The sequence below is a fragment of the Synechococcus sp. MIT S9509 genome (assembly GCF_047303035.1).
Classification (GTDB): Bacteria; Cyanobacteriota; Cyanobacteriia; order PCC-6307; family Cyanobiaceae; genus Synechococcus_C.
In genome coordinates this window covers 759865-773478 of the sequence record NZ_CP138940.1, presented here as the reverse complement: position 1 = coordinate 773478, position 13614 = coordinate 759865, and the positions used below count along the sequence as shown (strand labels likewise).

At 55.6% G+C, this 13614-nt stretch carries 15 protein-coding genes and 1 tRNA gene; 4 read left to right on the top strand and 12 right to left on the bottom strand.

Going from position 1 to position 13614, the window contains the following annotated elements:
• Nucleotides 1-16: 16 nt before the first annotated feature.
• Complete coding sequence (locus SIB73_RS04285) at nt 17-610, bottom strand: peroxiredoxin (RefSeq protein WP_413402651.1); 594 nt, start codon at nt 608-610, stop codon at nt 17-19.
• 152 nt (nt 611-762) lie between these two features.
• On the opposite strand from SIB73_RS04285, the gene SIB73_RS04280 reads away from it, so the two are divergent.
• Complete coding sequence (locus SIB73_RS04280) at nt 763-1059, top strand: hypothetical protein (RefSeq protein ID WP_413402653.1); 297 nt, start codon at nt 763-765, stop codon at nt 1057-1059.
• Nucleotides 1060-1109: 50 nt separating this feature from the next.
• A tRNA-Met gene (locus SIB73_RS04275) sits at nt 1110-1183 on the top strand.
• Nucleotides 1184-1270: 87 nt separating this feature from the next.
• Here SIB73_RS04275 and SIB73_RS04270 read toward each other — a convergent pair.
• From SIB73_RS04270 to SIB73_RS04245, 6 genes are all read right to left on the bottom strand, one after another.
• Complete coding sequence (locus SIB73_RS04270; RefSeq protein ID WP_413402654.1) at nt 1271-2263, bottom strand: peptidoglycan DD-metalloendopeptidase family protein; 993 nt, start codon at nt 2261-2263, stop codon at nt 1271-1273.
• 108 nt (nt 2264-2371) lie between these two features.
• Nucleotides 2372-2869, bottom strand: coding sequence for a tRNA (cytidine(34)-2'-O)-methyltransferase (locus tag SIB73_RS04265; protein ID WP_413402655.1), 498 nt, complete (start codon nt 2867-2869; stop codon nt 2372-2374).
• On the bottom strand, nt 2866-3420 hold the full coding sequence (locus tag SIB73_RS04260) for a bifunctional adenosylcobinamide kinase/adenosylcobinamide-phosphate guanylyltransferase (RefSeq protein WP_413439722.1): 555 nt from the start codon (nt 3418-3420) through the stop codon (nt 2866-2868). Before SIB73_RS04260 ends, SIB73_RS04265 begins: the two co-directional genes overlap by 4 nt.
• Complete coding sequence (gene pxcA, locus SIB73_RS04255) at nt 3410-4558, bottom strand: proton extrusion protein PcxA (protein WP_413402658.1); 1149 nt, start codon at nt 4556-4558, stop codon at nt 3410-3412. The genes SIB73_RS04260 and pxcA overlap by 11 nt, the downstream gene beginning before the upstream one ends.
• Nucleotides 4559-4565: 7 nt before the next feature.
• Nucleotides 4566-5243, bottom strand: a complete 678-nt coding sequence (psb32, locus tag SIB73_RS04250) for a photosystem II repair protein Psb32 (RefSeq protein ID WP_413402660.1) — start codon at nt 5241-5243, stop codon at nt 4566-4568.
• Between the two features lie 30 nt (nt 5244-5273).
• The gene (locus tag SIB73_RS04245; RefSeq protein ID WP_413402662.1) at nt 5274-5681 is read right to left on the bottom strand and encodes a tellurite resistance TerB family protein; all 408 of its coding nucleotides are present in this window, start codon (nt 5679-5681) and stop codon (nt 5274-5276) included.
• Nucleotides 5682-5748: 67 nt separating this feature from the next.
• Here SIB73_RS04245 and SIB73_RS04240 point away from each other — a divergent pair, with 67 nt between their 5' ends.
• Nucleotides 5749-6414 (top strand): cofactor assembly of complex C subunit B, encoded by a 666-nt coding sequence (locus tag SIB73_RS04240; RefSeq protein ID WP_413402664.1) that lies wholly within the window; start codon nt 5749-5751, stop codon nt 6412-6414.
• On the opposite strand, the gene lptC is transcribed toward SIB73_RS04240, so the two are convergent.
• Nucleotides 6344-7531: an LPS export ABC transporter periplasmic protein LptC gene (lptC, locus tag SIB73_RS04235; protein WP_413402666.1), complete on the bottom strand. Its 1188-nt coding sequence runs from the start codon at nt 7529-7531 to the stop codon at nt 6344-6346. The two genes, SIB73_RS04240 and lptC, sit on opposite strands and share 71 nt — an antisense overlap.
• Nucleotides 7531-9117, bottom strand: a complete 1587-nt coding sequence (metG, locus tag SIB73_RS04230) for a methionine--tRNA ligase (protein WP_413406434.1) — start codon at nt 9115-9117, stop codon at nt 7531-7533. The genes lptC and metG overlap by 1 nt, the downstream gene beginning before the upstream one ends.
• Nucleotides 9118-9224: 107 nt before the next feature.
• Between metG and SIB73_RS04225 the strand changes: the two genes are divergently transcribed.
• Complete coding sequence (locus SIB73_RS04225) at nt 9225-10991, top strand: FAD-dependent oxidoreductase (protein WP_413402667.1); 1767 nt, start codon at nt 9225-9227, stop codon at nt 10989-10991.
• Here the strand turns inward: SIB73_RS04225 and SIB73_RS04220 are convergent, their stop codons facing one another.
• The 3 genes from SIB73_RS04220 to rpmG all read right to left on the bottom strand — a co-directional run bounded on the left by SIB73_RS04220 (nt 10992) and on the right by rpmG (nt 13495).
• Nucleotides 10992-12959 carry a ribonuclease catalytic domain-containing protein gene (locus tag SIB73_RS04220; protein ID WP_413402669.1) on the bottom strand — a complete coding sequence of 656 codons (1968 nt, stop codon included), beginning with the start codon at nt 12957-12959 and terminating at the stop codon, nt 10992-10994. It abuts the gene before it with no gap.
• Between the two features lie 75 nt (nt 12960-13034).
• Nucleotides 13035-13256, bottom strand: coding sequence for a 30S ribosomal protein S18 (gene rpsR, locus SIB73_RS04215; RefSeq protein ID WP_006041316.1), 222 nt, complete (start codon nt 13254-13256; stop codon nt 13035-13037).
• Nucleotides 13257-13294: 38 nt separating this feature from the next.
• On the bottom strand, nt 13295-13495 hold the full coding sequence (rpmG, locus tag SIB73_RS04210; RefSeq protein WP_066907761.1) for a 50S ribosomal protein L33: 201 nt from the start codon (nt 13493-13495) through the stop codon (nt 13295-13297).
• Nucleotides 13496-13614: the final 119 nt, after the last annotated feature.

Below are 13614 nucleotides of genomic sequence, written 5' to 3'. Positions count from 1 at the left end.
GGCAGAGTTCAACGACTCAGTTAATGGCAGCAAAAAATTCCTTGCTGCCAACAGGGTCAGGCTTCATTGTCTTTTCCCCAGGTGTCCAGTTTGCAGGACATACTTCGTCAGGATTTGACTGAACGTACTGGAAAGCCTGTAAAACACGAAGCGTTTCATCAACGTTCCTTCCAACAGGAAGGTTATTGATGGTGGAGTGCATGATCACTCCATCTGGATCGATAATGAACAAGCCACGCAGCGCAACTCCCTCAGCTTCGTCAAGGACGTTGTAAGCAGATGCGATCTCTTTTTTGAGGTCAGCAACCAGAGGATAATTGATGTCACCGAGACCACCCTGGTTACGAGGACTCTGAATCCAAGCCAGATGACTGAACTGACTGTCGACAGAAACACCTAGAACTTCTGTGTTTTTGCTTGAGAAATCAGCGTAACGATCACTGAAAGCGGTGATTTCAGTAGGGCAAACAAAGGTGAAATCGAGCGGGTAAAAGAACAGTACGACGTACTTGCCGCGATACTGCGAGAGAGTGATTTCCTTGAATTCCTGGTCTACCACTGCTGTGGCAGTGAAATCGGGGGCCTTTTGACCCACACGCAACGAAGACATGTTGGTGATGCGAGGTTTGGCAAGGAAGTGAACAGGCCTAGGTCGTAGTCGTTCCGACTTCCAGTTGCTCGCGTCAAGTTATCACGGCTGACCCAGTGACTGCGGAGCGACCAGATACCTGGCCAGGCATGCTCAACTTCTAAAATGCGTTCATGATTCAATCCTCCATGAGCTGGGATCCAGCACTTCTCAGAAAATTCAGCAGCACAGGTCATTTCCGTTTGCTGAATCAGGTGCGAAGTGAGCTGAACAGTCAACCGCTCGAACGCGATCCAAAAACGCGTGCTCTGCTACTCAAGGCTCGTCCGCATCGTGGCCAACCGGTCAGGCAACAACGGCGCCCCAATGCGATTCCTGAGGGTCACGTCTCATTGAGTGATGAAGGGACAACAGCGCAATCATCTCCTAAATCGTTCAGGGAACGCCTCAATGCCATCGAGATGAGATAGCTCCGAGGACATCTCAAGATGTATGATGGCGACTGGCCTGAAGGCCTTTGGTCAGAGTAGCTCAGCTGGTTAGAGCACAGGATTCATAACCCTGAGGTCGAGAGTTCAAGTCTCTCCTCTGACATTTATTTTTTGAAACTTGAAGTCAAAAATTGAATGGAAATTACGATAACGCAGCTTAAATTATAAATTGAACCCTAGAAGTTGATTTTCAGGAACGCTTGGCAGGAAGCATGGCCATAGGGTCCATGGCTGCTCCACCGGGTCGACGAATCTCAAAGTGGAGATGTGGACCAGTGCTACGGCCAGTGCTGCCCATCAAGGAGATACGTGACCCTTGTGGAACCATCTGACCTTTCCTGACCAGCAGACGACTGTTGTGGGCATACCGCGTGGAGGTTCCATCACCATGCGACATCTCTACGAGATAGCCATAGCCACTGCTCCAACCAGCGAAAACAATGACACCATCCTTGGCGGCGATGATTGGAGTACCCACATTATTGGCAATATCGATTCCTTTGTGCATCCGACCCCATCGCCAGCCATATCCGGAGGTGAACACACCTTTCGTCGGCCAGATAAAGGATCTGGCTGATTGAACAGGATCCGATCCAGAAAAAGAAGGAAGTTTCGGATAGCTCGCACCCCCCGATTTCAATGGACGGATCGCCAGAACAGGACGGGCTTTGGCCACACGGACCTCATTCCCTGGCACCAGCATTCGGGAAATCGGAACCCCTGGATTCAGATCCTTCAGTTGTTGAAGAGTGATGCCATGATCTTTAACAAGAGAAGCCAGACTCTGACCTGATTTGATTTTCACCACAGCTTTTGGTGTGGGCGGCGAACTCAGAGGAGCTGATGTGCGAACGGAACCTTTGACGAAACGGGATAAGTCGCTCAGGTCATCACGACTTTTTTCAGGAAGGACAAGCCATGAACCTGATTTGAGCAAAATCGAAGCTGACTTTTCATTCAACTTTGAAAGCTCATTCAATGAAAGATCAAGTTCTCGAGCAATCACACCCAGATCACTGTCCGCCGACAGCTTGACCCAGATCAGCGATGGCGATTTGGGTAAGGCAGCGAGAAGCTGGTGGGAACTGTGGTGGTCTCCATCTGCATGCCCTGAAAGCTGAGAAGCCGCAAACAGCACACTGCTGGAAGTAATTGCGGTTACAGCTAGAAATAGGGGCTTCATTCAGGCAGGATTGAAGATCATTCCCGATGGAGCCACCACAACCCGGGATTCGGCAGAACGTAGCGAGCCGAACACGGCCACGCAAGGGCTTTCGTGGCAGATCTCCAATCACCACAGCTGAAGCTGTGATCCGACGTGATAGCTGACGATGCCACAGGCGACAGACAGATTCAGACTTCTCACACCTCCGCTCCCATCTTGCGCAGCGCTGCAGGGCATCGGAATCGTGAGAATCTGATCGCATTGAGCCCGGATGTGATCGGGCAGTCCGATGTCTTCACGACCGAACAACAGAACATCGCCTTCCTGAAAACTCATGGTCGAAAGGATCTGCCCACCGCGTCGACTGCAACCGATCAACCGTGAGGGCTGTGGAAGGCTGTTCAGAAAATGATTGAAGTCAGGATGAACGGAAAGATCAACAAAAGGCCAGTAATCCAGTCCGGCGCGCTTGAGATGGCGATCATCAATCGAGAATCCAAGTGGTTCTATCAGCGAAAGCGGTAAGCCGAAGGCGGCGCAGGTGCGAGCAATACTGCCGGTATTGGGCGGAATTCTTGGTTCGAACAGCGCAATCCTCAGAGGTGTTGTGGAATCCGCTGTCATGGTTCGGGAACCGCGACTCCGAACGCATGAAGATCAAGAGCTCGTCCCTGAACCACGAGCCAGCTCGCTGAGGCAATGGCTTCAAGCTCAAGGGCAAGGCGGCCCTGACGATCGCGGAAACGTCCGCCGATTGCCGTTGATGGCACGACCCCCCAGCCCGTTTCCTCAATCACCAGAACGACAGGTCGATGACGTTCCTGAAGGGTTTTTATCAGATCTGTCTGAAGTTGGATCCAGTCAACAGCGGAAGCTTCGAGATGCCACGCCGTGAAGGCTCCGAGAGCGTCAACAAGAATGGTGTGATCACTTGGGATAGTACTGAGGGCCTTGGAAAGATCGGCTCCGCTTTCAATGACCTGCCAATCTGAGGGACGGCGTTCGCTGTGAAGACGAAGTCTTTCCTGCCATTCGCTGTCGTCTGGACGTGGATCGGATGTGGCGACGTAGCTGACAGGACTGTGCTGAGAGACAAGGTGTTCTGCCCAGCGACTCTTGCCACCACGACTTGGTCCCGTGACCAATACAAGTCCATGCAAGGATTCAGCCACCACCGTTCATGCCGCGAAGAGTGGCCACGGAAGAGGGACTGACACGATTGAGATAACGGAAGATCCAGTATTTGAATATTGTCGCCAGAATCACTGGGAACGTTGCGATGAACAGAAGAATAAAGTTCTCCCTGGCAGGGAATCCGAAGTGATTGGCGATTCCGTCGAGAAGCACAGTCCATCCCTCCGGGCTGTGAAAACCGACAAAAATATCTGTAAAGAGAATGATTGCAAAGGCCTTGGCAGAATCGCTGAGACCGTAGACAGCCTCGTCAAAAAATCCACGGAGCACCCTTAGTTCTTCGCGACTGAACAGACAGACCACAACGAATGCAACCGTTGCCGCAAGATCAGCCAATACATTTTTCACTGCATGGGTGCTTTCTGAGTCAGCTTCTTCCTTTAATTCTTCTGCTTTTGCAGAGAGTTTTTGTTGAAGCTCCTCCTGAGTAGGGATTGAATCACCCCGAAGCAGTGCATCAAATTCAATCTCAGCCTTGAAGACCCTCAGTTTTTCAACGGCCTGTTCCTCAAGTTGAGGCTTGGGATAACTGAGAAACGGAAGATCTGGAGCAAAATGATCAACAGCTGGGCTGATGATGTAAGTGCGACTGACCTGTTGAACCAGAAGCGGCACAAGAATCAAAAGAAGCAGCACCTTGAGGGAGATCAAGGTTGAATCTCTTCGGCGTCGAAATCCCGCCACCAGAGTTGCTTCGGCAGCAGGATTCAGCTGCCGGCGCAATGTATCGAAAATGCCCAGTAAAGAGCGTGGGAGGGGATCAGGCGCTCGGCTGATTGTTGGAGCTGATGCAGTACGCCTGGGACTGTATCGATTGACTACACTTTCAATTAGTTGAAGCTGTCTTAATTCCTGAGTGTCAAATTGTGCACGCTGATATTCAAGTTTATCGAGCGATGAGCGGCAGACGTTGATGGCAGCCCTGAACTTTCGAAGAATTGTGGCCTGAACTGTTGCAGGAACAGATAGTTCCAGATCAGGGCGGATGGGACGGTCGCCGTAATATTCAAGTTCAAGACTCTGAATCAGAAGCGCGGCTTCGTAACCACGATCCAGTTCTGAATTCACGTTGAAAGAATTCGTTCCGCCGAAGGTCCCAAGCCAGTTACGTCCTGCCATCGTGTCGTCAGCTGGAGAAAATCCACCAGGTCGCCATTGGCACTATGGTGCCGACGACCAGGAGAACGACAACCCATGTGAAGGCGTTGCTGTTCTCTGTCTCTTCAGCAGTGGGAATATTGGTGGGGATTGACGCACGTTCCAGCTGAACGGGTGGACCTGGATCTTCCCCACCGTTCAGCACGGTTTCAATCCTGGTCACACCATCGAGAGTCGCCTGTCGGAATCGATCACCATCCCGCAGGGGCTGACTCATGGTGGTGCGCCCCGTGCTTCGCAACAAGGATTCCGGCAGCTGCTCGAGCAATGCCTCAGCGGCGACCACCGTGGCCTGTTTGCTCTGTGTTTCCTCGAGGAAGATCAGCAGAGGACGATCAGTGAGGCTGTCACCCTGTCCCCAGCGCTCGAGCAGTTCCTCACCGAAACCGGAAAGAGTGAGCCCGTAATCAAGTCGCCGCAGTGTCACCAAACGGGCGTCCACATGAAACTGATTCAGATCCTGCAAACGCGTGCTGATCTCGTTTCTGCTGGCCCTGCTGAGCACATCGGCAGAGTCAAGTACGGCTGCATCCGGCAGAGATTGCGGAAAATCCTGTGCAGAGACCGCCACTGCTGCTGGAGCAGCCAGCACAAGACAGATCAAAGCAGACAGAAACCCTCCGACGAGTTGGTTCAGACGCTTCATGGTCAGGAGCATTGCGGTGCCAGTCTGCCTTCAGGTGGACAGGCTGTCGCGATGAAGAGCCATGATCGATTCCATCACCGCCGCTGCCCTTCCGTCTGGAAGCGAAAGACGATCGCAGAGTTGGTTCAGAAACAACTGCTCTGCTGTCGAGACATCCCTGTCCGCGTAAGTGAGTTGAACGGCAACCGCGAGAGCTGTTTCCTGCTGGACAGGTGACAACGCCGGTAGTGCATCAGTCACCAGCTGGTTCACCCCCTGCTCCCGGAGCGTGACCAGCAGTCGATCGAACAGGGCTCCCATCTCCTGTTCAGTCCTGTTCTTGTAAGGGGTGCGGTACTCCAGCGATCGTCGGAGTGCATGGGCCTCCTCGCGGCCCAGTGTTCCGTCGCAGGCCACTGCGGCAAGTGCGATTGAGGCAAAAGCTTCCGCGTCCGTCATCACCACTGGTCAGTGCTGCCCCATTTGAGCAAGAGTGTGCCCTTCTGACCGCAGGACACTTGAGACCATGCCAGGCTCCGCGCGACTTTGCCTGATCTCCGGGCTGCTGGTGCTGGGGCTCGCTGTGTTCAATGCGTTGACGGCTGGAGCTTTCACTCCTGCTCTGCAACGGGCGGAAGTGTTGTCCGGTATGGCGGCGGTCGGCCTGATGCTCGTGGCGGTGCTCTGGACCCGGGCGGTGCCACGCACCCCCAAGGCGGTGAATCTCGAAGGGGAGCAGGGTCTCGAGATCGCCGCTGGGCTCTCCGACTGCCTGCGAACGGAACTGGCCTGGGGTAGTCACCAGTTTCTGACGGCGACATCTGCGGCAACGATCCTGGTGAACTGGGATGAGAGGGTGTTGCTGAGAAGAGGTCTGATCACCCGAGAACCATTCACTCCAGGCGACATCTGTCGTCGCAGCACGCAACGGCAGGCGCTGGTGTCTTTGGTCAGAACCGCTCTTTACCCTGGACGCCAGGAATTTGACCCGGTTCTGCCAGGTCTGCCGGCGGTGATGGTTCAACCCCTGGGTCAGCGTGGATGGATCGTGCTCGGTGGCTGGACAGAGCGCTGCTTCACTCGATCCGATGAACGATGGCTTGCAGGTTGGGCAGAAAGGCTCAGAACTCAACTGGAGCTGATTTCCTCGGTCGAGGAGTCCGATCAACAGGTCGATCCGCAGGGAATCTGACCTGTGATTCAACTCTGCCACCCGGTGCAGTGAAAGTGATCCGGCCTTTCTCTCCAACCCGACCAACCAGCTTGCTGGCACGAGTCAGCTGGTCATTGGCGTCGCGTTTCACCACAACATTCCCCTCAGCAAGAACCTCCTCTGTGCCCCAGTTCCAGGTGCAGGTTCTGGCATCGAGAGATTCTCCAGGCTGTTGAATCCTGCAATCGTCCTGAATCAGAACAGTTGTGTTCTTCAACTCAGCCTGGAAGGCACTGCCGAAAATCCTGGTGCGATCGAGTTCGGCTTCAAACGGCTGCTCGGTGCGCACAATCTGGGAACGGAAATTCCACATGATGTCCTGAGCCTTGAGCACTCCCTTCTGGGGTGGCATCCGGACCACGACCGGAGCCGTCACCTTCAGGTCACCGGCACGCGTATTGCCCTGAAGACTCCTGCCCTGAAGCTGCTGAAGCACCGTTCCCTCCAGGTTGCGTCTTTGTGCAAGAACGGGGCCTTCAGCGTTCAGCACACCGGAATCGAGATTCCACTGGGCCTCTCCGGTTCTCAATGTCGTATCCGGCTTGGATGGATCGGAGCTTTCGGTCCATCGCTCCAGCTGTACAACTCCCTTGAGGGTCAGATCATTGGTGGTCTGCAGCAACTGCGCCTTGCTGGAGCTGATCCGGGAGTCCTGATCGAAGGCCCTTGGACGCTGTTCAATCAGCAGCACCCCCTCCTGTGGTCGCCAACGCAGACGATCTCCCTGAATCAGAAGCTTGGACCCGTTGAGCTGCTGGAGCTTCACATCACCTTCGAGCAGGATCTGCTCGCCATCGTTCACGACCAGTGCAAGATCTGATTGCACCTTGAACGATGGTTTTCCCTTCCTGTAGAGAACACCCACAGGTTGAACGGCTCGAACCAGTCGTCGATTGAGCTCATAACGAGCTTCAGGACTGTTCAGGCTCCAGTCCATCAGTCCTTTCCTGGTCTTCTGCTCGAGCTTCAGCGAGCGGAAGACGAAGGGAGGGGATTGGACCGTTGCTGAGGGTTGCTCACTGACACAGCCTGTCAGCAGCAACAGGGCAACGAGACAACCACCACGACAATGATCACTTGAATGCGACAGGAACATCAGAGAGGCGCTTCGAGCTCGAGTCTCTGCATCACAGGTTCCGGCTTGGGTAAGACTGATCCGGGCACCAGCATGCCCCAGGTCAGATGGTCGTTCCAGGCGCCTGAAACAGAGCCAAGCCCCAGCTGCGTGAGGATACGTTCACTGAGATCGGGCACGATCGGCTGAAGCAGAATGCCGACAATCCGGGAAGATTCGAGAACGGCATAGAGATCCTGGCCAACCTGAACTTCCTGACCGGGTTGTTTCATCTGACTCCAGGGAGCTTGCTCATTCAGAAAACCATTGGCATCGATGGCCAACTGAAGCACCGCTTGAGAAGCCTTCTGAAAATTGAGCTGCTGCATTGATTCACGAACCTGCTGAATGGTCAGTTCGGCTTTGTCGCGGAGGAGGTGGTGTTCACGAACTGCTTCATCAGCAGGGGGCACTGCGTTCTCAAACCATTTCCTGGACATCGATGAGGTGCGGTTCAGCAGATTCCCGATGGTGTTGGCGAGGTCGTTATTGACAAGATCCACAAACCGCTGTTGCTGAAAATCACCGTCATCTCCGAATTGAATATCACGGAGCAGGTACCAACGCACGGCGTCCGTTCCGCAGCGATCCAGCAAGAGCTCAGGATCGAGAACGTTACCCAGGGATTTACCCATTTTCTGGCCTTCTCGTGTGAGGAAGCCATGGCCGAAAACGCTCTTCGGTAAAGGCAGACCAGCGGACATCAGCATGGCTGGCCAGTAGACGGCATGAAAACGCAGGATGTCCTTGCCGATCACATGCACACTCACAGGCCAGCCTGCATCGCTCAGACGATCCAGATCCACAGACCCTCCGTCGTCCAGCAGAGCAGTCAGATAGCCGAGCAGAGCGTCGAACCAGACATAAAACGTGTGACCGGGATGGCCAGGCACCGGAAGACCGTGGGAGACATTCACCCGGGAAATGGAGAAGTCACGCAGGCCGCCGGCCACAAAGTTTTCAACCTCCTTGCGCCGGCTGGCTGGTGCAATGAATCCTGGCTCCGCGATCAGCGACTCGATGGGCTTCTGAAACGTCGAGAGACAGAAAAAGAGATTCTCTTCATCGCGCCACTCGAGGGGTTTCAGGTGGGTTGGACAGCACGGTGATTGAGCGTCGGCCGGGTCGTCCTTGAATTCTTCGCAGTCAACGCAGTACCAACCCTCCTGGTGGCCCGTTCGGATGTGACCTGCGGCTTCACAACGTTGGAAGAACGCCTGCACCAGAGGCAGGTGACGCTCACTTGTTGTCCGGACGAAACGATCGTTGCTGATCTCCCACCGCGACCAGAGATCCATGTATTCACGGCTGATCAGATCACAGTGTTCCTGTGGACTGATCTTGCGGGCCTCGGCCGTGCGCTGGATCTTCTGGCCATGCTCATCGACACCGGTGACAAACAGCACCTCCTGACCTTCAAGGCGCTGAAAACGGGCCAGTGCATCACAGGCGATGGTTGTGTAGGTGCTGCCGAGATGGGGCTTGGCATTGACGTAGTAGAGCGGGGTTGTGAGGCTGTAGGTCATCGCTGCGGCGCTCTCCTTTTGCCCCTGGCTCTGGGGCTGGATCTTAACGACCCTCTTTCCAGGGTCCTGATTTTGCGGCTGTGTCGCCTGGTGGCTGAACTGCAACTGAACATCGTGAATGCCGTACCTGTATTGAGAACCGAAGGACCATGACCATCAGCCTTGATTCGGTGGATGTCCTGGTCTGGGGTGGGGGGACCGGCGGTGCTTCAGCGGCGATTCAGGCAGCCCGTGGGGGTGCCACCACGCTGCTTCTCACCCCGGGGGCATGGCTGGGTGGAATGGTCAGTGCTGCAGGTGTGTGCTGTCCTGATGGCAACGAACTGACCCCATGGCAGACGGGGCTTTGGGGAGCGTTTCTGCGTGAACTGGAAACGCGTGAACCGGAAGGACTGGACCACAACTGGGTGAGCTGTTTCGGGTACCGGCCACTGACCGCTGAAACCATTCTTCAGAACTGGCTCCAGCAGGAGGAAAAAGTGGTGTGGTGGTCTTGCTGTCAGCTGCTGAGCGTTGAGCGTGAAGGCTGCCTGATCACAGCACTGAAGGTTGATGTGGGTGGAGAGATCCGCAGGGTGAGGTGCCGCGTTGTCATTGACGGCAGTGATCGAGGCGATCTTCTGCCTTTGGCGAATGTTCCGTTCCGACTGGGTTGGGAACCCCAGGAACAGTGGACCGAACCCAGTGCGCCTTCACAGGAGCGTTTGGATGCAGATCCGTTTTTCAGGATTCAACCGGTGCAATCGCCCACCTGGGTGGTGATGGGACAACTGCGGGGAGATCAGCCTGCAGATCATCCCCTGCAGAATGATCCACGGGTCCCCGTTCAGCTGCCTCCACCGTTCCGCGGTGCGTGTGACACTTTCGGGCTGGAAAAAACCATCACCTACGGCCGCTTGCCGTCAGGACTGGTGATGCTCAATTGGCCATTGCACGGCAATGACTGGCATCGAGGGCTGGAACGAGCATTCCTCACTGATTCAAGCCAGGAGGCCGAGCTGTTCAGGGAGATGCAGCAACACAGCCTCTGCTTCGCCCACGAGTTGCGCAAGGCAACTGATGGATGGCTACAGCTGGGTGAAGCCTTTCCCAGCGACGCTGCAAGCCCAGCCCCCTGGCTTGCGGCGATGCCGTACTGGCGCGAAGGCCGGCGGGTGGTTGGTCGCGCCACGGTGATCGAACAGAATCTGCTCCCTCTCGCTGAAGGACGACGTCTGCCTGGTCCACCGGTCAATGACCGTTGTGTTCTGGAATCGATTGCTGTGGGTAATTACGCCAATGACCATCACTACCCAGGCGATGACTGGCCATTGGCGCCGAAAAGTTGTCGTTGGGGTGGCCGCTGGACGGGAACACCCTTCTGCATTCCCTTTGGAGCCCTGCTGAGCAATGAAACTGAGAATCTGCTCATGGCAGACAAGGGATTCAGTGCGAGTCACATGGCCAATGGGGCCACCCGATTGCAACCGTTGATCATGAACATCGGCCAGGCCGCCGGTGCGGCCGCCGCGCTTGCCGTGGAAACAGGTCGGCAACCTTCCGAACTGTCGTTGCGCAGTCTGCAGGATCGATTGATCGGCGATGCCATGGCGCCATCGGCAGTCGCTCCTCTCTGGGATACACCCTGGCATCACAGTCAGTGGTTGGAGCGGCAAACAGCTGTGCTGGACCAGAACTCCCTGGCAGCAGCACGCCCCGAGACACTGGACAAGGGAAGATCAGGGCACGGCATGGTCAGCCCGGACGGCGAAGGTGGCTACACAGTCCAACTGGAGGATGATGAGCCCCGCCAGTTGATCACCTTGGAACCAGCCGTCAACGCAGGACTTGAGACGCTCGACAAGCCGACGAAAGTCATGATTCAGGGCACTGACAATCCCTGGGGAGGATGGTTTCGTTGCTCCTCCATGCAGTGATCAAGCAGCCAGGGCAATCAGTCTGAGCTGGTCACACTGAGAATCAACCTGATCGACCTTCAGCATCAGTGCTTCTCCCGGCACCGATCCCTGAGGGCACTCAGCGGCAACATCCATGGCCAGATCATCAAGACGAACCAAACCCAGTCGGTCCTGAGGCCTCAGCCAGCGCAGAAAATCAACAGGCCACTGATCACTCTGATGACGCTCGAACCAGACCTGTTGCCAGTGGCGCTGATCTTCTCTTGCGATGGTCAGCCCTTCGCGCACAGCTGAATCAAAGCTTTCGATCAGGTCCTGCATCGACTCCTCACTCAGAGGAGTTTCAGAGTTGATGACTGCGGCGATCTGGCGTTGGACAACGAGATCCCCGTAGCGTCTGATTGGCGATGTGGCCTGGGCATAGGCGTTGAGGCCAAGGCTGAAATGAGCTGAGGGTTGCGTTCCCATCAGACCACGGCTCAGGCAACGTTTGATGGCAGCAAATCGAACGGCACCATCGGGAAGCTGCTCAAGCTCGACTGCAGAGGGCAGGTCAGCAGGAAGCTGACTTCGATAGGGGAGCGCCAGATTGTGAGTCGATCCGAACCGGGCCGCAACGGCACCCGCAAGAATCATGGCCTCGGCAACCATCATCCTGGAGGCACCAGGCTCTGTGATTTGCACGGACAGGTCGCCGTCGCGGCAACGAATGCGACCCTCCGGGAGTTCCATCTGGAGTGCGCCCTGATCAGTTCGCCAGCCTCGGCGACGCTCCAGCAGCTTATGGAGGTCTGAAAGATCTGCCTCTTCAGGTGGAGCGAAATCAATCAGTTCGTCGGCGTCGTCATAGGTCAGTCGGTAACGGGGAGTCACCCAGCTGCGAACGATCCCGAAATCGCTGATGCCACCGTGTTGATCGAGGTCCACCCAGGTGCTCCAGGCCGCGTTGCGCTGACCGGTTCTGAGACTGAAGGGGCCTGTCGAAAGCTCGGCTGGGAACATCGGCAGATTGCCCCTGGTGAGATAAAGACTGCTGCCACGGCGTCGAGCTTCAAGATCCAGTGGTGAGCCAGCTGTGATCAGACGACCCGGATCGGCGATATGGATCCAGAGACGTTCGGTTCCGTCTTGTCGACGTTCAAGAGCGATGGCGTCGTCAATGTCGGTCGTCTCTGCGTCATCGATGGTGACGCAGGCCTGGGCGGTGAGATCGAGTCTTGTCTCATCTCCGGGATGCGGCGCATCACACTGTTCGAGCAGTTGCCTGGCCTCGAGAAGCAGCTTTTCACTGAATCCGTTGCTCCAGGGCGTTCCCGCGATTGATGCAGGTCGATGCTCATCCCACTGGCCGAGCTGAATCAACAAGAGACGTAGATCTCTGGAGGTGGCATCCACGCGAGCTGTCTTCAGCGACTGCGACAGCTGAGCATCGAGTTGAACCCCTTCAACGCCTTCTCCGACCAGTTCCTGCATGCTCTTGATCCATCCCTGGTGGAGAGGATCAAGCATGTTGAAAACCACGGGTTGACGTGCCTTCAAGACCTGGAACCATCGCTGATTTCTCTGTTCGGCTTTGAGCTGAACGCAGCGCTCAGCCCGACGGCTGCGGATCTCGGAAGCAGGTCTTGCCTGAACAAGACCCTGCTTCCAGCGAAAAAAGTCCTGGTCGCGATTGAGTGCCAACCAACAGGCTGCCTTGTTGATCACAGCATCTGATCCGCAGGCGAGCTCAGCGAAAGAAGCGAGATCAGCCGTCTCGGATGATTCCAGCAGCAGGACCCATGTTTCGCCCCAGTCGCGACAGCCGGGACTGGCCTGTTCAAGATCCTGCTCGTTGAATGTCCATGGGAAAACCCCCAACCGTGTCGATGGATCAACATCGAGCGGCAGGGGGTGAATCAGATCAATCGTGCGAGCGGGAACAACTTGCTCCTTAGCCCGGTATCCGATGCATAACCTTCGTTTGCTGCCCTGAACGGCAAGCACTACAGCGAGCTGGGATGATTTTGAGTCTCTGAAACCGACCAGATCCCCAGGTTTGCAATCAACAGCGGCCAGGAATCAACCCTCAGGGTTCACGAACGGCAGCAAGGCCACGATTCGAGCTCGCTTGACAGCATTGGTGAGATCACGCTGCTGCTTCGCAGTGAGGCCGGTGAGGCGGCGGGGCAGAATTTTGCCGCGCTCTGTGATGAATTTCTTGAGCAGATCCACATCCTTGTAATCGATGGGATCGCCAGGCTTGATCGGGGAAAGACGCTTCTTGAAGAAGGAGCTGGACATGAATCAGAAACGGTTGGAAAACTGAATGAACTGCAGACTCACTTGATCTCTTTGTGAAGAGTCATCTTGTTGAGCTGCGGGCAGAACTTCATCAGTTCCAGCCTTTCTGTGGTGTTCCGGCGGTTTTTCTCGGTTGTGTAGCGGGACACACCGGGGGAACGCTTTTCGGAAGCGGGAACGGACCGGCATTCGGTGCACTCAATGGTGACAACGATCCGGACGCCCTTGTTCTTGGCCATAAAGGACGTAGCGCCGCAATTGCGAAGCGAAATGACAAGGATCCACATTACAGGTCAACCTCACCCCACTCCAACCTTCGAACAACGTTTGTGAGTTCGTAGGATCACGCGCTGACTTC